Annotated in this window: 17 protein-coding genes; all 17 read right to left on the minus strand. The window is 37.6% G+C overall.

Annotated features, from left to right (window positions below; translation table 11 throughout):
• Window positions 1–3 precede the first annotated feature (3 nt).
• Window positions 4–681, minus strand: coding sequence for an efflux RND transporter periplasmic adaptor subunit (locus AC4PG8_RS10010; RefSeq protein ID WP_185482746.1), 678 nt, complete (start codon window positions 679–681; stop codon window positions 4–6).
• A gap of 172 nt (window positions 682–853) precedes the next feature.
• On the minus strand, window positions 854–1,672 hold the full coding sequence (gene purR, locus AC4PG8_RS10015; protein WP_003759983.1) for a pur operon repressor: 819 nt from the start codon (window positions 1,670–1,672) through the stop codon (window positions 854–856).
• A gap of 163 nt (window positions 1,673–1,835) precedes the next feature.
• Complete coding sequence (gene chbG / locus AC4PG8_RS10020) at window positions 1,836–2,573, minus strand: chitin disaccharide deacetylase (RefSeq protein ID WP_010990287.1); 738 nt, start codon at window positions 2,571–2,573, stop codon at window positions 1,836–1,838.
• A gap of 21 nt (window positions 2,574–2,594) precedes the next feature.
• A complete protein-coding gene (ispE, locus tag AC4PG8_RS10025; protein WP_003759978.1) occupies window positions 2,595–3,470 on the minus strand; it encodes a 4-(cytidine 5'-diphospho)-2-C-methyl-D-erythritol kinase in 876 nt (291 codons plus the stop codon).
• 138 nt (window positions 3,471–3,608) lie between these two features.
• Window positions 3,609–3,866: a biofilm formation stimulator Veg gene (veg, locus tag AC4PG8_RS10030; RefSeq protein WP_003718261.1), complete on the minus strand. Its 258-nt coding sequence runs from the start codon at window positions 3,864–3,866 to the stop codon at window positions 3,609–3,611.
• 119 nt (window positions 3,867–3,985) lie between these two features.
• Window positions 3,986–4,873, minus strand: a complete 888-nt coding sequence (gene rsmA, locus AC4PG8_RS10035; protein ID WP_003772508.1) for a 16S rRNA (adenine(1518)-N(6)/adenine(1519)-N(6))-dimethyltransferase RsmA — start codon at window positions 4,871–4,873, stop codon at window positions 3,986–3,988.
• Window positions 4,866–5,441 carry a ribonuclease M5 gene (gene rnmV, locus AC4PG8_RS10040; protein ID WP_010990285.1) on the minus strand — a complete coding sequence of 192 codons (576 nt, stop codon included), beginning with the start codon at window positions 5,439–5,441 and terminating at the stop codon, window positions 4,866–4,868. Before rnmV ends, rsmA begins: the two co-directional genes overlap by 8 nt.
• Window positions 5,442–5,542: 101 nt before the next feature.
• Entirely contained in the window at window positions 5,543–6,760 is a 1,218-nt protein-coding gene (locus tag AC4PG8_RS10045; RefSeq protein ID WP_003772511.1) for a resuscitation-promoting factor, read from the minus strand.
• 291 nt (window positions 6,761–7,051) lie between these two features.
• Window positions 7,052–7,825, minus strand: coding sequence for a TatD family hydrolase (locus tag AC4PG8_RS10050; RefSeq protein WP_492170313.1), 774 nt, complete (start codon window positions 7,823–7,825; stop codon window positions 7,052–7,054).
• Between the two features lie 99 nt (window positions 7,826–7,924).
• Window positions 7,925–9,586 (minus strand): glycoside hydrolase family 13 protein, encoded by a 1,662-nt coding sequence (locus AC4PG8_RS10055; RefSeq protein ID WP_185482748.1) that lies wholly within the window; start codon window positions 9,584–9,586, stop codon window positions 7,925–7,927.
• 3 nt (window positions 9,587–9,589) lie between these two features.
• The gene (locus AC4PG8_RS10060) at window positions 9,590–11,881 is read right to left on the minus strand and encodes a glycoside hydrolase family 31 protein (protein WP_492170314.1); all 2,292 of its coding nucleotides are present in this window, start codon (window positions 11,879–11,881) and stop codon (window positions 9,590–9,592) included.
• 2 nt (window positions 11,882–11,883) lie between these two features.
• A complete protein-coding gene (locus AC4PG8_RS10065; RefSeq protein WP_492170315.1) occupies window positions 11,884–15,186 on the minus strand; it encodes a glycoside hydrolase family 31 protein in 3,303 nt (1,100 codons plus the stop codon).
• Between the two features lie 82 nt (window positions 15,187–15,268).
• On the minus strand, window positions 15,269–16,525 hold the full coding sequence (locus AC4PG8_RS10070; protein ID WP_492170316.1) for an ABC transporter substrate-binding protein: 1,257 nt from the start codon (window positions 16,523–16,525) through the stop codon (window positions 15,269–15,271).
• 27 nt (window positions 16,526–16,552) lie between these two features.
• On the minus strand, window positions 16,553–17,401 hold the full coding sequence (locus tag AC4PG8_RS10075) for a carbohydrate ABC transporter permease (RefSeq protein ID WP_003759946.1): 849 nt from the start codon (window positions 17,399–17,401) through the stop codon (window positions 16,553–16,555).
• Window positions 17,401–18,279 (minus strand): carbohydrate ABC transporter permease, encoded by an 879-nt coding sequence (locus AC4PG8_RS10080; protein WP_003722709.1) that lies wholly within the window; start codon window positions 18,277–18,279, stop codon window positions 17,401–17,403. Before AC4PG8_RS10080 ends, AC4PG8_RS10075 begins: the two co-directional genes overlap by 1 nt.
• Before the next feature lie 34 nt (window positions 18,280–18,313).
• The gene (locus tag AC4PG8_RS10085) at window positions 18,314–19,528 is read right to left on the minus strand and encodes an ROK family transcriptional regulator (protein WP_112120353.1); all 1,215 of its coding nucleotides are present in this window, start codon (window positions 19,526–19,528) and stop codon (window positions 18,314–18,316) included.
• A 163-nt stretch (window positions 19,529–19,691) separates the two neighbouring features.
• Window positions 19,692–21,692: a methionine--tRNA ligase gene (metG, locus tag AC4PG8_RS10090; protein WP_256278334.1), complete on the minus strand. Its 2,001-nt coding sequence runs from the start codon at window positions 21,690–21,692 to the stop codon at window positions 19,692–19,694.
• Window positions 21,693–21,755: the final 63 nt, after the last annotated feature.

Genomic DNA, 21,755 nt, shown 5'->3' on the forward strand with positions numbered 1-21,755 from the left:
AACTTAGCTAGGAGCACCTGGAACTGTGGAAGTTTCTTGTGTAGGAAGGATTACTTTTTGGTCTTTTTTAACGCCGTTAGTGATTTCGATATTATCTTCGTTGTGAAGACCAGTTTCTACAAATTTCTTCACTTTTTTCGTTTTGCCATTTTCTTGTTCTTCTGGAATTAGTACATAATATTTATCATCGCTGTCTTTTTGAACAGCTTCAATCGGTACGTAAAGCGCATCTTTTTTCTCTTTTACTAAAATTGAGGCATCAGCAGTCATACCGGCCTTCAAATCGTCTGTTTTATCAAGAGAAATAATCACAGAGAAGCTAGACACGCCATTTTGGACTTGACCTTGTTCTGCAATTTCTTTTACTTTTCCTGTGTATGTTTTGTCAGGAAGTGCTGTTACTGTGATTTTAACTTCTTGGTCTTTCTTGATGTTAGGAATATCCAGTTCATCCATTTGCGCTACTAGTTGAAGCTCATCATAATCTGGAACTTGTGTGTTTTGCGGCGAAATGGCACCTGTTCCTGTAGCGTTGATTTTCATATCCCCTTGTTTCACTTTGGCTGTAACTAATTTTTCTTGTGTTACGGAACCGCTATTTTTTGACAGCAAGAAAACCGCACCCGCGGCAACCACTGCGATAATTACGATAACAATTAACCATTTAACCCATTTTTTCATGAATGTTCTCCTCCTGCTTCTTATGAATAGAAGCCCTGTATTTTATGTAGCAATGATAGGTTTCATTCTACCACAAAAGTTAACTGAGTGAAGTACATCGCAAGTCTGATTTGTTTTTAGTATCACTTAACGAAAATAAAAAACCCTAGAAAATTCTTCTAGGGTTTATCAATTAGTTATTAAAGTAATTTCCGTCAACTACTTCAATTTGTTTTTCTTTCATGTTGACGTTTTTAATTTTGACAAGTGAAACGTAATCATCGACTAAACGTTCCTCTGCATATTCAGATTCAACTAGAACGCCAATACCAACTAAATGCGCATTGAATTCTTCTAGTAAATTCTTCATCCCATTAATCGTACCGCCAGCTTTCATAAAGTCATCCACGATTACTACGTTAGATCCTTCTGCTAAGCTTCGTTTGGATAGTTCCATTTTTTCGATTCGTTTAGATGAGCCTGAAACATAGTTAATGCTCACTGTAGAGCCTTCAGTAACCTTACTATCTCGGCGCACGATAACGAAAGGTACACTCAAATGCTCAGCAACAGCTTGTGCAATAGGAATCCCTTTTGTTGCCACAGTCATAATTGCATCTATTTTTTGGTTGTTAAATTTGGTAGCTAAAATTTTACCAATTGCTTTAAGCGTCACTGGCTCCCCAAGTAGGTCTGAAAGGTACAAATACCCTCCTGGAAGTAGACGGTTAGGTTCCGCGATTCGGTTACACAACGTATGTACAAAATCAAGCACATCGTCATTTCCCGCTATTGAAATATACTGCACTCCACCAGCAGCACCCGGAACAGTTTCAAGTGTTCCAATCCCTCTATCTTCAAATGTTTTCTTTATGATAACCAAATCTTCACTAATAGAAGACTTAGCTGAGCCATAACGTTCAGCAAACATCGTAAGCGGCACTAACTTTCGCGGATGCGATAATAGAAACTGCGTCATATCAATTAATCGTTCACTGCGACGAATCTTCATAATCTCTCTCCCTTTGATAAAATTCCGTATATTAAAAAGCTATTTCACGTATTTTGTCCGTATTTTCTCTATTATAAAACGTTTTCTATAAAATTGACAACTTTTATTCTTTTAAAGTATTAAAAAGCCTGTCAAATAAACATCCTTTGACAGGCCAATGCTTTTATAAATCACGGAAACTAATAATTTCTACTTCTTGTTGGCCTAAATATGCTTGTAATTCTCTTGAAGTTAGAATGGAAACTTCTTTGATGCGCGGCTCTACATAACTGGATATTTCTCGCAGCGTTTCATCGATATACGCTGGATGAGTCATCACTTCCACGACATCGTTTGTTCCGATATGCTCTTGTACTATTTTTTTAATTGTTTCAAAAGATACGCCATCTGCATAGAAAGATGTATCGAATAAATCTGGTGTTTTAATAGCGCCAAAATCAGAAACATCTGAATGACGTCTAATACTTACACCATATTTTTCTGCCAACTTATGCTGAACTGGATAAATTAACGGTTCGATGGAATGATGTGTATCAAAGTGCGAAATAGTGATTCCTGCACCCAAAATTTTCTCGATTTGCGCTGTTAATTCGCGCTCCACTTCTTCCATATCCACGTTAGCTAAACCAGACTCAAGCGCTGTATAATTTTTGCGGAAACGCCCGTTATCATCCGTTAAAGTTTCTAAACCTTGAAGTAACGGGTAACCGAATGTAAGGGTCAAATGAGCACCAATATCCAGTCCAGGATTTTCTTTCGCTACTTCTACAGCCAAATCAAAAGCTGGGCTGTTAGCAAGAAGTGTCGTTGATTTTACAACACCTCGTCTATACGATTCTAAAATACCATAAACTGCTCCTGGGCTAATTCCAAAGTCATCTGCATTAAAAATAATTTTCATTTGTCTGACCCCTCTCATCCATTAATTAATCGTATCGTTTTCGCTTTCACTCCACGGTCTAACCATATAAACTTCCTCACAAAAGCCACGCAAGCCATTATAGACACGTTTCGCTCTTGAATACTGTTTGATGAGCGCAAACACTGTCGGGCCGCTACCACTCATTAGAGCCGCCTCAGCACCAAATGCTAACATCCGGTCCTTAATTCGCTTAACTTGTGGATTTTTTTCTAGCGTTACAGACTCTAATACATTTCCTGTTGAAGCAAAAATTCCGTCTAAATCGCCATTTTTGATAGATTCAATCATTTTTTCGGTGTTAGGGTGTTCTACATTATCTACTTGTAATTCTTTATAAATCGTTGGTGTCGACACGCTAATGCTAGGTTTAGCTAGTACTATCCAACAACCAGGCATATTAGGCAATGCAGAGATTTTTTCTCCACGTCCAGTCGCAAGAGCAGTTCCACCATATACGCAAAAAGCTATGTCAGACCCGATTTCGGAACTTATTTCTGCTAATTCTTCTATCGAAAGACCGAGCTCCCAAATGATATTTAAACCTTTGAGCGCAGCAGCAGCATCCGAACTCCCACCAGCTAATCCCGCTGAAACTGGAATGTGCTTATCAATTGTGATGCGCACTCCCATTTTTATGTTAAAACGATTTTTTAAGAGGAGAGCCGCTTGATAAATCAAATTACGACGATCTTCCGGAATAAAATGCGCTTTTACATCTAGCACAATCTTATCCTCGTCTAAGCGTTCTAAGAATAATCTGTCAGCAAGATCTATTGTTGTCATCACCATTTCCACTTCATGATAGCCATCTTCACGTTTGTATAGCGCATCAAGTGAAAGATTAATTTTAGCTGGTGCTGTTATGCTTATTTTCATTTTTCTTGGCCTCCGCGTTCAAAATCTCTTTTTCTATTCTATCATATGAAAGAAAAAATATGTAGCTAGCGGTCCAAAAGGGTTTCTATGTAAAGCAAAAACCGAACCATACTAAACGGTTCGGTTACTTCAGCTTCATTATAAAGCTAATTCTTTATTATCATCTGTAAATACAAGTTCTACTGCGTCTGTTAAGATATCCGTATAACTATAGGATACTCTTTCAAAGTTGTTTTCATCTTGATCAAGCTCCACAATGAAAACGGATGGATATGTTTCAGCTAGGATACCGCAACGTTCAATCGTTTTCTTACGACCGCCGTTTGCTTTCAATGTCAATGCTTTACCTAATCTAGAATCTAAATTCGTCTTAATGCTTGCAATGGTTTTTGGCATTTATTTTCCACCTCACTAATAACAATTATAGCACAGATGGGCTCGGAAATCAATAACCAAATATTTTAACAGTTGGAAGGGCTAGCTGTCAACTAAGAAAGCGCTCTTTTTGAAAAAAATTATTTTTCTGCGAGGAAATCAGCAAGAAAGTTACTTAATTTAGCGAATTCTGGTATATCAAGCGTTTCTCCGCGTCTAATTAAGTCTATACCAATTGCATTTAAACCTTCTACCAACTCTTCTTTACGCGGTTTTAAGGCCGGGAACTTGGATGCTAAATTATTCCATAGCGTTTTTCTTCTTTGAGCAAAAGATGCTCTTGTTACTTCAAAGAAAAACTCTTCGTCGTTTACTTTTGCTAATGGTTCTTTACGGCGTTTTAAATGAATAACGGCAGAATCGACATTAGGTTGCGGCATAAAGACAGTTTTTGGAACAATAAATGCTAGTTCTGCTTCCATGTAAAATTGGATAGCAATGGTTAAGCTACCGTAACTCTTTGTGCTTGGAACTGCGCTAATTCGGTCAGCAACTTCTTTTTGCAACATAAAAGTCATTGAGTCTGCTGGGATATTATCATGAAGTAATTTCAAAATAATCGGGGTAGTTACATAATAAGGCAGGTTTGCCACAATCTTAAGAGGCAGTTCAGGTTTCGCAAATTGTTCAGTGATCACTTCAGCAACATCGGCTTTCAGCACATCATTATGGACAACGCGCACATTATCGTAGTTACTAAGTGTGTCATCCAGAATCGGTAACAAACGTTGATCAATTTCGAACGCAACGACTTCATTTGCTGTTTTGGCCAACTGCTCAGTTAGCGCACCAATTCCTGGTCCGATTTCGATGACATTCGTTTCTTTCGTAATTTCAGCTGTATCGGTAATCCGTGTCAAAATATTGCTATCGATGAGAAAATTTTGACCGAGACTTTTTTTAAATAAGAAACCATATTTTTTTAAAATTTCCGTAGTTCTTCCGGGAGTTGCAATATCTTTACTCATTTTCTTCCTCCTGCATAATCGTTTGGCACGCGGCTACTAATCGTTCTTCACTAATGGCAAATGATTCCAACCTTGTTTGCAATTGTTTTCCATTCGTATAGCCGATTTTTAAAATGTTGCCGAGTTTTTCTCTACGTTCTTTTGCTCCTGTTCCACCTAGAAGGCCTAAGTGAATCAGGGTTTCTTTGGAGATATATTGTTTTTCAGTCGGTACGCTGCTTGTATGAAAGTGCTCTAAAGCTTCTCTAATATGGGCGCTGCTCGCATGTTCTACGCCGAGTCCACGTCCTGCTTTTGGTAGAGCGTCTTGTCGATTAATGAATGCATGTTTACATCCTGGTACCGCAGAATCAATTTGTTTTCTAATTTTTTCACCTGGGAAATCTGGGTCCGTAAAAATAATGACTCCCCGCAGTTCTTGAGCGTGTCTAATCTTTTCAATTGTTTCTTGTGAAAGTGCTGAGCCATTGGTTTCGATAGTATCTGCAATAACTGAACGATTGATTGCAGTTGTATCGTCACGTCCTTCTACAACAATAAACTCATGTATTACAGGCTTCCCGCTCATATTGATAACATCCTTTTTTATAAAATAAGTAAATACATCATACCACATTTTGGGCAAAGAAAAAACGAGGCCCTATGAGTCAGCCTCGTTTTTATACGAAATTAGTTTAACACTTTTACAGTAACCATTCTTCTACCCCATGAGTAGCATTGGCTTTCATTTGGGAAATAAACGTCAACGATATTTCCTTTGATAACGCCGCCAGTGTCTCCAGCGATTGCTTCGCCGTAACCTTCAACCCATACTTTAGAACCTAGTGGGATAACGTTTGGATCAACTGCGATTACTTTCATTCCAGGGTTAGCACTTAGGTTAATACCATAAGCTGTCATACCGCCACCTGAATATGCTGTTGATTCCATACGATAAGTTTTACCACCTGATGGAGCTGATGAAGCGTTAGAAGTGGTTGCTTTTGAAGATGAAGCATTTGCGATTTGTGATACTTTCGCTTTTTCTTTTGTGCCACGTACAACTACTTTATCTGTCTTTTCAGAAGTAACGTTTTCTTTAATGACATCGCGTTTTGTTTCTTTGTCATTTTCAAAAGTTACATTATACTCGACAACTTTTTCGCCATTTTTACCTTCTTGAACGACTTTTTCAACGCCTTTATTTAGGCTATCGTCTTCTTTATAAACTGTTTCAAATTTGATTTGTTCATTTTTCTTTTCTGCTTTTGAATTGACGTATGTAACTTGTACGGTCATTTTTTCCTTTAAGTTACTGTCTTTAGCAGGTGACACGCGGTCATCTTTATCAAGTTTGATGTTTTTCTCTGTTAGTAAATCACTAACTTTTTTCTTAGTTGTCCATACTGTATCTTTTTTAGTTCCGTTTTGTAAGGAAAGTTCAATGGCACGGTTAATGTTAACCTCTAGGCCATTTTTTAATTTAGTATCTAATGCAACATTTAAAACATCTTGTGGACGAGTAGTAATATTTTCGTCTTTAAGCAAGTCTGCTACGTTTGTTTTTGTGCTCCAAACGTTTTTCTTTGTACCATTATCATTTATTGTAACTTGACGAGCTGGAAGATATTTAATTTCCATACCGTCTTTAATTTCCGCATTTTTTCCTGGCGCGATTTCATCTTGTGCACTTACTTTAATTCCTGCTTCATCTAATGCTTCAGAAACTGTTTTAGCATGTGTTCTTGATTCAATTTTTTCACCAGCGTTTACTATAGTGATATCGTTTTTAGTTCCTTCGAAAACGAAATAAAAAACCAATGCTACTACAATAACAAATCCTGCAATCATGATTGGTAATTTCCATTTTGATGATTGGGCTACGTTACTGCTGTTTTCCATGGTCATGTATTTCTCCCCTTTCTACTTCGCTAGTGATTATATACAGGGGACTAAAGAACTGTCAATTTTTTCTATAGTTTGTTCACACCTTCGCAAACTTAAAGCATAAACGTTGGTATAAAGCCATTTTCAAATATAAAATTTTTAAAAAGTGTCAAATGTAACAGAAATGTGTCATTTTTCTACGTCTCTGGTCGTAGGCATGAAATAAGGGTTTTTGTCCAAGTAGTGATTTTTATCTTCTAGAAGCTTAAGATTGGGTTACAGACTCGGCCTTATATTACAGTTATATTACAATCAGTCTTTAATTTTAAAAAGCCTGTTCGCGTTATCTGTTGAGTGCGTGGCGATTTCGCTATATTTCATTTCTTTCAGTTCCGCGATTTTTTCGGCAACTAACTTGACGTATCCTGGTTCATTTCTTTTTCCACGATTTGGGGTTGGAGCGAGATATGGGGCGTCAGTTTCTATTAATAAACGGTCAATTGGTATAGCTTGGGCTGCGATTTTTGGTAATTTTGCATTTTTAAAAGTGACTGTTCCACCGAATGAAATATAAAAATTCATTGCTAAACATGCTTCCATCACTTCGACTGTTTCGCCAAAACAATGCATAATTCCGCCTACTTCTTCAGCATGTTCTTCTTGCAAAATGCGAACTACATCTTCTGTGGCTTCGCGATTATGAATCACTATCGGTAAATTCACTTCTTTAGCTAAACGAATTTGCTTTCTAAAAACTTCAAATTGTGTTTCTTTTGGTGAAGTATCCCAGTGATAATCCAAGCCCATTTCGCCCAAAGCAACTACTTTCGGGTGCGTTAGGGCTAAATCGCGTAACCATTCTAAATCTTCGTCTGTGAAGGTAATAGCGTCTGTAGGATGCCAGCCGACGATTAGATAGATAAAATCATATTTATCGGCTAATTTAAGTGCCCGGTCAATTGTTTCTTTATTAAAGCCTACAACGGCCATACGGGTCACATCGTTTTCTTTTGCGCGTTTTATTACTTCTTCTAGATCATCATCAAAAGCCTCGTCATTGAGGTGTACATGCGTATCAAATAGCACGAGAATTCCTCCTAATAAAATCATTTCCTTCTATTATACTATAATTTTTGATGCAAACAAAAAAAGCCACTTAAAACGCAAGTGGCCTTTCTAGTCTGTTTATTTAATTTGATAAACTACTGCTTCGTATGGTCGTAAAGTTCCTTCTATAATATCAGGAACATTATTTGCAAGCACGGAGCCTTTTTTGATGTCGTTTAAAATATTTTCATCGGTAATAACTTGCTCTTCTTCTGTGAAATTACATAAAACGACTAATTTTTCATTTTCTGTATAACGTTCATATGCGAAAATCGCTTCATCTTTTGGTAACAACAGGCGATAATTACCAGTTGTGATAATTTCTGTTGTTTTGCGTAACTTAATTAGGTTTTGGTAGTAATAGAAAATCGAATCTGGATTTTTCAGCGCTTCTTCGTTGTTGATTTCTGTATAACGCGGGTTAACTTTAAGCCACGGCGTTCCAGTTGTGAAACCAGCATTCTCGCTATTATCCCATTGGTATGGTGTTCTTGCATTGTCGCGTCCTTTAGTGTAAATAGACTGCATAATGCTTTCGTGGCTGTGTCCTTGCTCTTTACGTTCTTTGTACATGTTTAATGTTTCTATATCTCGATATTCTTCCAGTGTTTCAAAATGAACATTTGTCATTCCGATTTCTTCACCTTGATAAATGTACGGTGTTCCTTTCATCATGTGCAGACATGTTGCAAGCATTTTCGCCGAACGAACGCGGAAACGATTGTCATTCCCAAAACGAGAAACAATACGTGGTTGGTCATGATTGTTCCAATACAAACTGTTCCAGCCGTTTTCTTGAAGCGCTACTTGCCACTCGGACATGTTTTCTTTTAAATCTGGTAAATAAATTGGTTTTAGATCCCATTTGTTATCACCATCGGAGTCTAGGTTCATATGTTCAAATGTAAAAATCATATCCACTTCATTATTTGCTGGATTTGTATAAATTTGCGCGTCAGTTGTGCTAGCACCTGGCATTTCGCCAACAGTCATTACATCATATTTGGAAGTTACTTCTTGGTTCATCTCTTGCAAGAACTCATGAATACGTGGTCCATTGCAGAAATCGTTACCTGCATCCCCGTAAATTTGACCTTCTGCAACTGGTCCATCTGGGAAAGCTGTGTTTTTGGAAATGAAGTTAATTACGTCCATACGGAACCCATCGATACCTTTATCAAGCCAAAATTTCATCATATTATATACATCTTGGCGTAATTTAGGATTTTCCCAGTTTAAATCTGGTTGTTTTTTAGAGAAAAGGTGTAAGTAGTACTCGCCTGTTTTCTCGTCCAATTCCCATGCTGGACCACTGAAAATCGAGCCCCAGTTGTTGATTTCATTTTCTTCGCGCCAGAAGTAGTAATCACGATAAGGGTTGTCTTTGGATTTCCGAGATTCTTCAAACCATTTATGTTCGTCGGAAGTGTGGTTAACAACTAAATCCATTACGAGTTTCATATCACGATCATGTAAACCTTGTAACAGATTGTCAAACGTTGCCATATCACCATATTCTTCGTAAATTTTTTGGTAATCGCGAATATCGTATCCATTGTCATCTTGTGGCGAATCATACACCGGAGATAGCCAGATAACGTCTACACCAAGCTCTTTTAAATAATCTAATTTCTCAATAATCCCTTGAATATCACCGACTCCATCGCCATTTGAGTCATTGAAACTCTTTGGATAGATTTGGTAAACTACGCTTTTTTTCCACCAGTCTTTTTCTTTCATCGATTAAATTCCCGCCCTTGTAATTTTGTCTATTTTTTTACCGAAAACTTCTATAGTAGTAACTTTTTGTTGTAAGTTTTCTTCGCCGTGATGGTCACCATTTATCTGTACTTCGCCGTTTTTGAAAGTAGCAGTGAAAGCTGTTTTGGATATTTTTCCGCTTTCGTATTGGTAGCTTTTGCCATCATCATTATACACGTATCCGCTTGCCTCGTCGTTATCTAAGTATATTTCTAATGCCAAATCTTGTGTTTCTTTTGTATTTTGAACGCTAGTACCTAATGGTAAAATCGTTCCTGCTTTAATATAAATTGGCATAATGTCAATCGGAGCGTCAGCGATAATATAGTCTCCGCCTTCTACTTGCTCTTTCGTCCAATAATTAAACCAAGTCCCTTTTGGTAAACGAACTAAACGCTTCACTTGGCCTTCGCGAACGATTGGCGCAACGAGGATATTTTCACCTAGCATAAATTGATCGTTCACTTGAATTAAATCGCGTTCCTCTTTAAACTCCATATAAAGTGGTCTAACTATCGGCAAGCCATTCTCCGCAGTTTTTTGGAATTCTGTATAAATATACGGTAAAAAGGTGTAGCGCATTTCAATATATTTCTTCACAATTTTTTCCGCGTCTAGCCCAAATGCCCATGGTTCTTGATAAATGCTATCTTGCACGCAATGGTTTCTAAAATATGGTAAAAACGCGCCTGCTTGCGTCCAGCGTATTAGCATTTCTTTCGTACAGTCAGAAGAAAATCCACCAACATCCGCACCTGTAAATGCGACACCAGATAAACCTAAATTCATAATCATCGGCAGCGACATTTCTAAATGCTCCCAGTGACTACGATTATCCCCCGTCCAAACGGCTGAATAACGCTGAACTCCCGCATAACCAGCACGAGTGAGTGAAAACGGACGCTCGTTTGGCACAAGGCGTTTTAATCCTTCAAAAGTCGCTTTACTCATATACAATCCGTATAAATTATGCGCTTCTTTATGGGTTACATTTTTCCCATCCATATTGTGTACAACATCTAAATCCATCGTTTTACTTTCATTAAATACAGATGGCTCATTCATATCATTCCAAATCCCGCGAATACCTAAGTCTGTGTAAAACTGATGCAAATCTCCCCACCAGCGTTGAACAGTCGTACTTAGGAAATCCGGAAAAGCACTGACACCTGGCCAAACATCACCATAATAAATCGCACCTTCAAGTTTACGGCAGAAATAATGATGCTTGATCCCTTCTTGATATACGGAATAATTAACATCTTTTTTAATTCCCGGATCAACAATTGGCACAACATCAATGTTTTGTTCCCGAAGACGGGCAATTAGTTCTGGTCCATTTGGAAAAGTATCCGGGTTAAAAGTGAACACCCGAAAATCATCCATATAATGTATATCCATAAATACGCAGTCTAGCGGAATTTCTTTTTCTTTAAAAGTGTTGGCAATTCGCTCTACTTCTTCTTCCGATGTATAGCTATATCTTGATTGATGATAACCTAATGACCATTTTGGCGGAAGTGGGGTTTTTCCTGTTAAATCCGTGTAGTTCGCGACAACTTCTTTGACATCTTCACCAAAGATAACGTATAAATTTGCTTGCCCGCCTTCTGCTAAAATTGTATACATCTCTTCAAAACTTTGAAAATCAAATTCTGTCCGATGTGAATTATCGTAAAACAGACCGTACGTTGTTTCCTCCGTATCCGCAATCATAAATGGGATGGACTGATATAGTTCCACTGTATCTTTGTTATGCGGACTGTATACATCTGTATTCCACATGCTAATAATGGAACCAGCTTTATTTAACGCTCCTGTTTTTTCACCCAGCCCAAAAATCGCGGTTCCAGGCTTACTTTGGATAGAAATTTGGTGTTCTTTATCACGATTAATTGCCAGTCCTTCTGTTTGGAAAATGGTTTTTCCAGCTTGCTTCATTATAATTTGGAAAGGATTTTTTGAAACGATAAGTTTTTTATCTGCAAATTGAAGTTCGTAATAATCATTTGTTTCAGTGAATATGGCAGCTTGTTTTTCTGTGTCGTTAATTGCCGCAATAGAAGGTGTCAGATCCGCTTCACCAAACGGATTCACTGTTACGCGTGCAATTTTTTCATTAACAAAATAACAACTGAAATGACCGACATCAAGTGTGCCAGTTAGGCAATTATTCGCCCAACTAGCTGTTTTCACTTGGTTTATTTTTCTCGGGAAAGCTGTTTTTTGTTTTACGTTAGATGGTAAAATAGCAAAACTTGTGGAAGCATCCATCGTTATCTTCCTTTCTTTATTTGTACTTTTTTGGTGGTTCCAATTACTTCAACTTCGTATGCTGGCGTATTTGTTTGAACGGAGATAGTTACTTCATCCGCATTTTCGGTAACTTTTACTAGCCATTTTTCTGATAAATGGTCAGTAATTTCTTCAGTGAAATCGCCGTCTAAATAAACTTTGAGTAATGGGGTATCATATTCCTCCACTGTATTTCCAACCCATGAGCCGAGTTTCAAAGTGGCATCAACGTTACATAGCACGGCTTTACCGCCACGAATGAATACTGGGATTTCTTCTTTATCCGCTTTACATTTGCGTAAAGTTGGTCCACTTACTCTAGTTCCATTCCAGAAATCATACCAAGTTCCTTCTGGTAAATATACTTCTCTCGAACGCACCCCGTCTTCAATTACTGGCGCGATCAGCATAGCTTCCCCGAATAAGTATTGATCATACATATCAGAAACACGGGGATCTTCTTTGTAATCAAGCAGAAGCGCACGCATCATCGGTAAGCCAGTTTCGACGCATTTTAACGATTCATTATAAATATAAGGTAAAATGTTCATTCTTACATTCGCGAAATGACGGTATATTGGAATAACCGAGTCATCACCAGTCCTTGAAGCTATGTTCCACGGTGTCCGGTCTTGGTTGAATTCGGCTTTACTTTCGGCATGATACTGCATAATTGGGCAGAAAGTAGCCATTTCCGCAGAACGGATAAATAGTTCGGCAGTTGGAATGTCACCATTAAATCCTGCAAAATCAAAGCTCCAAAACGGAATTCCAGAAAATCCAGCTGAAAGTCCAGCAATAAGGGATCTTCTAAAAGCATCAAAAGTCGATCTTTCATCGCCAGCCCAGTGAGCCGGGAAGTTTTGAGCGCCCGTATAGCCAGCGCGACTAAATGTCATGCCATCGTTTTGTTGCGCAAATTGATAATAAGCTTCCACATAGTCATTTGGATAAAGATTACGCATTTCATCGCCACGTCTACCATCAGCAAACTGTAATCCTTCTCCAAAAACGAATTCGCCGCCATCTGTTTTAAAGCCGTCAACGCCAATATCAATCAAATATTGTCGTTTATCAAACCACCATTTTTTTCCTTCTTCATTGGAGAAATCCATTATCAAGCTTTCTGTGAACCAGTTTTCTGGAATACGGTACGGCGAGCCATCTGGATTTTTAACGACGTAACCTTTTTCAATCATATAGGCTTCTTCGCGGTCTTTTAGTGGGTGTTGTTGACGATTTAAGTATTTTTGAATTGGGATTTGCCAAAGAATTAATTTCATTTTGTTGTCATGGATGTAGTCAACCATACCTTTTGGATCTGGCCATCTGCCCCATGAAGGGAATCGAATTTCATCGTAGCTATATGCTTCTGAAGGTGCTTTTTCATCATATTCGGCGTCATTGAACATATAATAGGTAGCCTCATCGCTCCATTGTTCTAATACGACAACCGTTGATGGAATTTGCAGCTCTTGCGTTGTTTCTACTTCATTTCGAACGACAGATTCACGGTCCCAGTTATTACTAGACATCCACGGTCCAAGCGCCCAGACTGGAACCATTGCAGGCTTGCCAGTTTTTTTCATATAATTAGCAACTGCACTACGAATATCTCCCATTAGAAGACAAATATCCGTATCACAGCCATTTATTTCTACTGTAATCGTATGTTTATCCGCTAATTGGTTACCTAAATCAAAACTTGTGTAACGAGCGGTATCAACGAACACACTATAATCACGATTCGTATGATAAAACGGCATCGGGATGTAGGTTCTCGTTCCTTGATCGCGGTATTGATTATAAACAAAGCAATCAAGCACATTCCCGCGCTGACCTAATGCATTGTATCGTTCACCGAAGCCGTAATACTCTTCTTCTTTTGGCGCGTCTAAATGCAGTTTTACTTTGTTAATCAAGCCAGTTTTATCGGTATACCATTGTAACGCTGGGTAAATTTTATGCGATTCTAAAATTAATTTGCCTTTAAAGTGAACCTCAAGACGCACTGGATTATTTGAAACGATAATCTCTAAATCATCTTTTTTTAATTGGCCGGATGATTTTGTTTTAAAATCGCTCGCTTCAAATGAAGGTTTTAATCCGATTACAAGTTCATCTGATTTCACGGTGAACTCGACCGGGATGACACTTGATGGATTTTCTTTAAATAAAACCATTAAGCCTTGCTCTGTTTCACAAATTGCTGCTTCTTCTGACCAGTGTTTCCAGATTGGTTCGACAGTATAATCATCTGATGTCAAAGTGGTTTGGTCTTTCATTGTCGCCTGGAAATAATAGGTGTATTCGCCAACTTCTTCTAATGGCGGAACGAGTGCTTCCCAGATTTGGACATCATTTTTCTCTTTTTTCTCACATAAAATGGTCCAGTCTTTTTCTTTTAATACAAGTTCGACTTGGATTGCTTCGATTCCAGAAATAACTTCACACGCAGCCGAAAAATGCATTTCTGTTTCGGGGTAATGTGGCGTACGTTCAGTTAACTGCTGCTCATAGCGATTTTCATTCCCGAAAGGATCGTGTGAAATATGCGCTGTTACTTCACTTTCCATCGCCCGGAAAGCTTGGTTAATTTCAATAAAAATCGCGCCAAGTTCGTCATTATCTTCCATCTTCATTGCCATATTCAAATAGTGTAACGCTTTATCTTGGTCACTTTTTTCTAAGAAATATAGCGCCATTAGAGCCGTTGCAAAGGAATTAACTTTCGGAGCTCCTGAATAAGGCAATACTCCATCATCTTGCACTAATTGTTGTTCCATTTTGCCAACAGCCGCCACCATTACAAGATCTTCGGGCGAAAATAACCCAAACGGAAGCACGGATAAAAGTTGGTCGGTTGACACTTTCCGCGTGTTAAAGCCAGTAAGGATGCTATCACCTTTTAATAAATTATCAAAACAATAGTCGCGGATAATTGTAATTGTTTGTTGTAACTCCGGTTTTGGAAAAGTGTTTTTCACATCTAATAATGCAGAGTATACACTTGAAATAGTTGCTAAATAAATATCATTTTCACCTGAACCCCAAATAGACTTTTCAGGACGATTCCAGTTTTCAACTAAAAATGCAATTACTGGCTCTACTTCTTCTCTGTCATAATGGTTGATTTTACTGCTAAGCCATAGCCAAGAAGCGGTTTCGAGTACTGAATCAGTTGTAAAGTCAGGTTTTGTTTCCAGTAGGATTGGCTTGATATTTTCATTTTTTCCTTCTATTAAATGCAAGTAACCCTGCATTAATTTTGTGAATTTAGACATGTTTTATTTCCTTTCTTGGATATACTAAAGTGGCAGTCTAATTTGTAAAGGTACTTACAAACGTCCCTGCCACTCTCGTTACTTATTTAAAACCCATTGTTTTGTTGATGTTATCTTCACTATTTTTCAGTGCTTTTTCTGGTGTAGATTCGCCGTTTAGCACTTTTTCAAATTCTGAGTTTGTATAATCACTAATTTTGTTCCAATCTTTTACAACTGGAGGTAATACCATATATTGTAAGGACTCAAAAACTGCTTCTCTGTTATCTGGAGGAGTCGCATCTAGATACGGTTGTAAAATTTCTTTGTTTTCGGTTGCCGGTAGTTCCCAGTTGTTTGCAATTCTAATTTTTGCCGCTTCTTTATTTGCACTCATGAAGGAAGCAAATTTGAACGCCGCTTCTTTTTTATCTGAGTCTTTAGAAACACCGATTCCATTAGCGAAGAAGTGAGTCGCTTTTTGCTTATTGCCTGCTTCTACTTGTACGTCCCATTTAAATGGTGCGTCTTGGAACATATCGAATAACCAAATACCTGTATGAAGCATTGCAATTTGACCATTCATGAATAAGTCTTCTGGTAATTGTCCAGATAAATCAGATGGTGAAGGAGCAACCTTAGATTCTGTTACTTCATTAGTTAAGTGAGTTAATGCTTCTACGTTTTCAGGGCTGTTAATAGTAGTTTTTGTCATATCTTTATCGAAAATTGAACCACCATTTTGTGCAGCTACTTTGAAGAATTCGTTCATTGTTACTGGTTGGGAAGTTCCCCAAACTTTATTTTTAGCATCTGTTAATTTTTTCGCTGCAGCTTCTTCGTCTTTCCAAGTCCAGTCAGCAGTTGGATATTCAACTCCGGCTTTGTCAAAAATGTCTTTATTATAAATAGTTACAACGTTGGAGAAACTTTCTACCATACCGTATTGTTTGCCTTCATATTTGAAAGCATCATACGCTTGTTTATTAAGAGTAGATGGATCAAAATCTTTATCTTTTTCGATATAGCTTGTTAAATCTGCAAGAACACCTTTTTCAGCGTATTGCATGAATGTTTCGTAGTTAAGTTCAAAGGCATCAGGAGCATCGCCACCTGCGATTTGTGTTTGTAGTTTAGTGAAATAGTCGTTAAATGCGATTGTTTGAACGTTTACTTTAATATCAGGGTTTTGCTTTTCAAATTCTTTTACCATTTTATCAAGTGCTTTTCCATCCGCTGGGGCAGAGAATTGATAATACGTTATTTCTGTTTTATCGCCGCTGCTACTACCACCGCCGCAAGCTGAGAGACCAAATACAGACAGTACAACTACCATTAACAATAATAAACCTTTTTTCATTTGTAACACTCCTTTTTTGTTGGTTTTTTATTCTTTCATTCCGCTCATTGCCATTCCTTGGATGAAATATTTTTGAGCAAAAAGGTACACTGCTAGAATCGGGATAACACTAATAAGTACACCCGCCATCATTAAGCCGTAATTCGTTCCATATCTACCTTGTAAAAGAGATAATCCTAAAGGTAAAGTTGCCATTTCTTGTGAACTTGTCACGATTAATGGCCATAAATAACTGTTCCAAGATTGCATAAAAGTTAAAATTCCAAGTGTTGCAAATGTAGGTTTCGCAAGTGGTAAAATAACTTTTCGGAAAATAGTAAAATGATTTGCCCCATCCATAAATGCGGCTTCTTCTAATTCTTTTGGAATTCCCATGAAAGCTTGGCGTAATAAGAAAGTGCCGAAAACGCTGAATAACGCTGGTACAATCAGCCCTGCATAAGAATCTAACCAACCAAATTGTTTCATTAAGATAAATTGCGGAATCATCGTAACTTGAGCTGGAACCATCATTGTCGCTAAATAAAGTAAAAATAACTTATCGCGGCCCCAGAAAGGTATTCTCGCAAATGCGTATGCTGCCATCGAACAAAACAGCATTTGACCAAGTGTCGTTACAACGGCAACAACAACTGAGTTCATCAAAAATCTTAACATTGGGAACATTTCAAATACTTGAGTGAAGTTTGCGGTTGTCGGTTCTTTGGGAATAAATTGTGGTGGTAGTACCATGTTTGCCGCACCTGTTTTAAAGGCTGTTGAAATCATCCAAACAAACGGCATAAGCATGATAATTCCACCAAGACAGATAATCGTATAGGTAAGAATATTTTTTATTAGTTGCCATTTTGGTGAACCACTTTTTTCTGTTTTCATTAGTAATTGGACCACCTTTTTTGAAGTTTATTTTGAATAATTGTAATGATGAAAATAACAATAAACAATATCCAACTCATCGCGGAAGCATAGCCCATTTCGAAGTATCTAAATGCATGATTGTAAATGTTTTGGACTAAGGTCATCGTCGCTCCACTTGGTCCACCTTCTGTCATAATCATCACTTGGTCAAACACCTGGAATGAGTTGATAAGCGAAATTATCGTCACAAAGAATGTAGTTGGAGTAAGAAGCGGGATGGTAATTGAGAATAATTGGCGAAGTTTTGACGCTCCGTCCATATTTGCAGCTTCGTAATAGGAAGGTGAAATATTTTGCAAACCACCCAAAAACAGTACCATAACGAAACCAATATCTTTCCACGCACTAGTTATAATAACTGCAATCATCGCTGTTTGTGGATCTGTTAACCAGTTCGGTCCAGCAATTCCAATTAACGATAAGAAATAATTGATGAGACCGTATGAAGGGTTGAAAAGCCATTTCCAAACGAGTGAAACAGCTACCCATGAAGTAATCACGGGTAAGAAGTACACTGCTCGGAAAAATGGTCTAAGTTTAATTTTTTGGTTTAACATCAAGGCACAAGCTAGCCCAAGAATCATTACACTTGGCAAGTAACCGATGATAAATGTGATAGTATTTCTAAATGACTTCCAAAATTCTGGGTCATTAAACAAACGTTTGTAATTTTCAAATCCAGTAAAGTGAATCGTACTCACTAAGTCCCAATCGGTAAAACTAATACCGAGCGAGCCAAGGATTGGGATAGCAATAAAAATGAGAAAACCTAATAAATTGGGCAACAAGAAAATGCATAGCCAAAATAGTGTTTTCTTTCTAGTCATACCAACCATGTAAAAATAACCTCCCGAAATAATTTATGTACTTTTAACGTAATAAAGTTTGTTCTTCTTCATAGATTGGCACTTGGAATAGTTGGTGGATGACTAGTAAAGCCGCACCTTGTAACCACGCAGGATCCTCTAGAGAAGTTGTTGTAATTTCCGTTTCAAAGCCAGCCCCTGAAAAAAAGTTCTGTGAAGCAATTTCATCAATTTTAGTTAAGAATAAATCTCTGTGGTGTAAGCCTTCTCCGACAATAATTACTTTTTCTGGGTTAAAGGTGTTAATGATATTTCGAATCCCGTATCCTAAATATTCTCCCATTTTCCCCATAAGTTCTATCGCCATCTCGTCACCAGCACGCGCGCTTTTTGCTACATTATCAAAATGAAAATCATTTAATTCAGATGTAGGAAAAGCTTCTTTTATTTCTTCGCCGCGGTTTCGGAAGTAAAATTCGGATGCGTACATTTCTAAGCACCCCTTTTGACCACAGTGGCACTTGTATCCGCCTGGTTGGATTGTTGTATGACCAAATTCTCCGGCTCCACCTTGCGCACCGTAATAAATTTGACGGTTAATAACAACAGATAAACCAAGTCCAGCACCAACTGAAACGGTTGCAAAATTATTGGATTGTTTCCCTTCACCTAACCAAAGTTCTGCGAGTGTGTAGCAGTTTATATTTTTATCTACATACACTGGAATATTAGGGAAATGTACATGTAACATCGCTTCTAAGGCAACGTTTTCCCAGCCCAGCATAGTAGAGCGGATTACTGTTCCTTTTTTACGATTCACTAGACCTGAAATAGCAATCCCAACGCCTAGCAAGTTTTTCATATCTCTGTTTTTACACATTTTCTTTACATTTTCAGCAATTAAGTCTATTGCATCTTCCGGTTTTTTCTCTGATGAAAATGGTATGGAAGTATTTTTAATAATTTCTGCATTTAAGTCTGTTAACGCAAAAAGAAGTTGTTCCTCTTCTACTTTGACACTAACAACAAATCCATAATCTTTATTAAATCTTACTAGTTTGGCACGTCTGCCCCCAGTAGATGATGTTTCCGCACCTTCTAGAATAATGCCTTCTTGTTGCAAGTCATCTAGAATATACGTTAATGTAGACATCCCAAAATCGCATTTTTTAGCTATTTCTGTACGTGTGATTTCTCCTTTTTCACGGATTAAATTCAGCACCGTATAGCGATTTATATCTTTAATTAAGTCTTTGTTCCCTTTTCTTAAGATATCCATAGTCCGGCTCCTTTACTTCTGGATGAGCACTTACTTCGTTCATTGAATTAAGTAAGTATAGTTACATTATATTGTAATCGTTTGCATTATGCAATCTTTTTTTAAAAAGTTTTTTTCGATAAAAAAATGAACCCTAATTCCAGCGAATTAGGGCTCGTTTTTATTATTTTACTTTTGCGCCATTTGGAAGTGCGCTATTTGCTTCAATTACGCTTAGTTTTCCATCTTTTTCTCCTGAAAGAATCATGCCTTCGCTCATTAGTCCGCGAAGTTTCACAGGTTTTAAGTTGGAAACAACGATAACTTTTTTGCCAATTAACTCTTCTGGTTGGTAGAATTCTGCAATACCTGAAAGAACTTGGCGTAGTTTACCTTCACCTAAGTCTAATTGGAAACAAAGAAGTTTATCTGCTTTTTTTACTTTGTCTACTTGTTTTACTTCCGCAACCCGAAGATCAATTTTGTCGAAATCTTCAATACCGATTTGCGGGGTTTCAAGTGCTTCAACTTCTGCAACTTCTTCAGCAGGAGCTGGTGCAGAGCCTTTCATTTCATCTTGAATATAAGTAACTTCGACTTCTGCATCGAGTCTTGGGAAAATTGGCGTACCTTTTTTCACTACCGTTGTACCTTCTGGAATTTCGCCGTAGCCATAGATGCTATCCCATTTCTTCAAGTTTTCTTCTTGCAAGCCTAGTTGTAAGAAGATTTCACCTGGAGTTCTTGTTAGGAATGGTTGAAGTAAAACTGCGATGATACGTAAGTTTTCAGCTAAATGTGTCATTACGCTCGCTAGTTCTGTACGCTTATCTTCCTCTTTAGCTAGTGCCCATGGAGCAGTTTCATCAATATATTTATTTGTACGAGAAATTAGTGACCATAGTTGGTTTAATGCTACTGAAAACTGCATATGGTCCATACTACCTTCGTATTCTTTCACGACGTTATTTTTGAAATCTACTAATGTTTGATCGAATTCTGTTACATTACCTTGATAAGCTGGAATTTCACCATCAAAGTATTTATTAATCATTGCAACTGTACGATTAAGTAAGTTTCCTAAGTCATTAGCAAGATCATAGTTTACGCGGTCAACAAAGTCTTCCGGCGTAAATAAACCATCTGAACCAAATGGAACTTCACGTAATAAATAGTAACGAAGCGCGTCTAGTCCGTAGCGGTCAATCAACATGTAAGGATCTACTACATTCCCTTTAGATTTCGACATTTTACCGTCTTTCATCAAAATCCAGCCATGACCGAATACCATTTTTGGAAGTGGTAAGTCTAGTGCCATCAACATAATTGGCCAATAAATCGTATGGAAACGAACAATTTCTTTCCCAACGATTTGTACATCAGCAGGCCAGTATTTTTGGAATTTCGTATCATTGTCCGTATTATATCCAAGCGCAGTAATATAGTTAGAAAGCGCATCAATCCACACATAAACAACGTGTTTTGGATTTCCGGGAACTTTAATACCCCAATCAAAAGTTGTTCTAGATACTGCTAAATCCTCTAAGCCAGGCTTGATGAAGTTATTAATCATTTCATTTTTTCTAGATTCAGGTAGGATAAATTCTGGGTGCGAATTATAATATTCTACTAAACGATCCGCGTATTTACTCATGCGGAAAAAGTAGGATTCTTCTTTAACAAGCTCGACTTCATTACCACTTGGGGCTTTTCCGCCGATTACTTTACCATTTTCATCTTTGTATACTTCTTCTAATTGTGTTTCTGTAAAATATTCTTCATCAGAAACAGAGTACCAACCTTCGTATTCACCTAAGTAAATGTCGCCTTGCTCTAAAAGTTGTTCAAAGATTTTTTCTACGGATGTTTTATGACGGTCTTGTGTTGTACGAATAAAATCAGTATTAGAAATTTCTAGTTTTTTCCAAAGTTCTTGGAAACCTTCTGCAATTTCATCCACGTATTCTTGTTCAGAAATCCCGCGTTCTTTTGCTTTTGCTTGGATTTTCTGACCGTGTTCATCTGTTCCAGTTAAGTAAAACACATCATATCCTTTTAAGCGTTTATAACGAGCCATCGCGTCCCCCGCAACAGTCGTATAAGCATGTCCAATATGCGCTTTTCCGCTTGGATAATAGATTGGTGTTGTAATATAAAACGTATTTTTCTCTTCAGGCAACACAATTCCCTCCTTAAAAATAAAACAATTAGTATCATTATATCATTTTTCGCGCTAAACGAAATAATT

The sequence above is a fragment of the Listeria sp. MAN/IMW/UF555 genome (assembly GCF_058684075.1).

What these genes read in the sequence shown, in the direction of transcription:
- AC4PG8_RS10010 (WP_185482746.1), bottom strand. Translation starts at nt 681, where the DNA reads ATGAAAAAATGGGTTAAATGGTTAATTGTTATCGTAATTATCGCAGTG.
- purR (WP_003759983.1), bottom strand. Translation starts at nt 1,672, where the DNA reads ATGAAGATTCGTCGCAGTGAACGATTAATTGATATGACGCAGTTTCTA.
- chbG (WP_010990287.1), bottom strand. Translation starts at nt 2,573, where the DNA reads ATGAAAATTATTTTTAATGCAGATGACTTTGGAATTAGCCCAGGAGCA.
- ispE (WP_003759978.1), bottom strand. Translation starts at nt 3,470, where the DNA reads ATGAAAATAAGCATAACAGCACCAGCTAAAATTAATCTTTCACTTGAT.
- veg (WP_003718261.1), bottom strand. Translation starts at nt 3,866, where the DNA reads ATGCCAAAAACCATTGCAAGCATTAAGACGAATTTAGATTCTAGATTA.
- rsmA (WP_003772508.1), bottom strand. Translation starts at nt 4,873, where the DNA reads ATGAGTAAAGATATTGCAACTCCCGGAAGAACTACGGAAATTTTAAAA.
- rnmV (WP_010990285.1), bottom strand. Translation starts at nt 5,441, where the DNA reads ATGAGCGGGAAGCCTGTAATACATGAGTTTATTGTTGTAGAAGGACGT.
- AC4PG8_RS10045 (WP_003772511.1), bottom strand. Translation starts at nt 6,760, where the DNA reads ATGACCATGGAAAACAGCAGTAACGTAGCCCAATCATCAAAATGGAAA.
- AC4PG8_RS10055 (WP_185482748.1), bottom strand. Translation starts at nt 9,586, where the DNA reads ATGAAAGAAAAAGACTGGTGGAAAAAAAGCGTAGTTTACCAAATCTAT.
- AC4PG8_RS10060 (WP_492170314.1), bottom strand. Translation starts at nt 11,881, where the DNA reads ATGGATGCTTCCACAAGTTTTGCTATTTTACCATCTAACGTAAAACAA.
- AC4PG8_RS10065 (WP_492170315.1), bottom strand. Translation starts at nt 15,186, where the DNA reads ATGTCTAAATTCACAAAATTAATGCAGGGTTACTTGCATTTAATAGAA.
- AC4PG8_RS10070 (WP_492170316.1), bottom strand. Translation starts at nt 16,525, where the DNA reads ATGAAAAAAGGTTTATTATTGTTAATGGTAGTTGTACTGTCTGTATTT.
- AC4PG8_RS10075 (WP_003759946.1), bottom strand. Translation starts at nt 17,401, where the DNA reads ATGAAAACAGAAAAAAGTGGTTCACCAAAATGGCAACTAATAAAAAAT.
- AC4PG8_RS10080 (WP_003722709.1), bottom strand. Translation starts at nt 18,279, where the DNA reads ATGGTTGGTATGACTAGAAAGAAAACACTATTTTGGCTATGCATTTTC.
- AC4PG8_RS10085 (WP_112120353.1), bottom strand. Translation starts at nt 19,528, where the DNA reads ATGGATATCTTAAGAAAAGGGAACAAAGACTTAATTAAAGATATAAAT.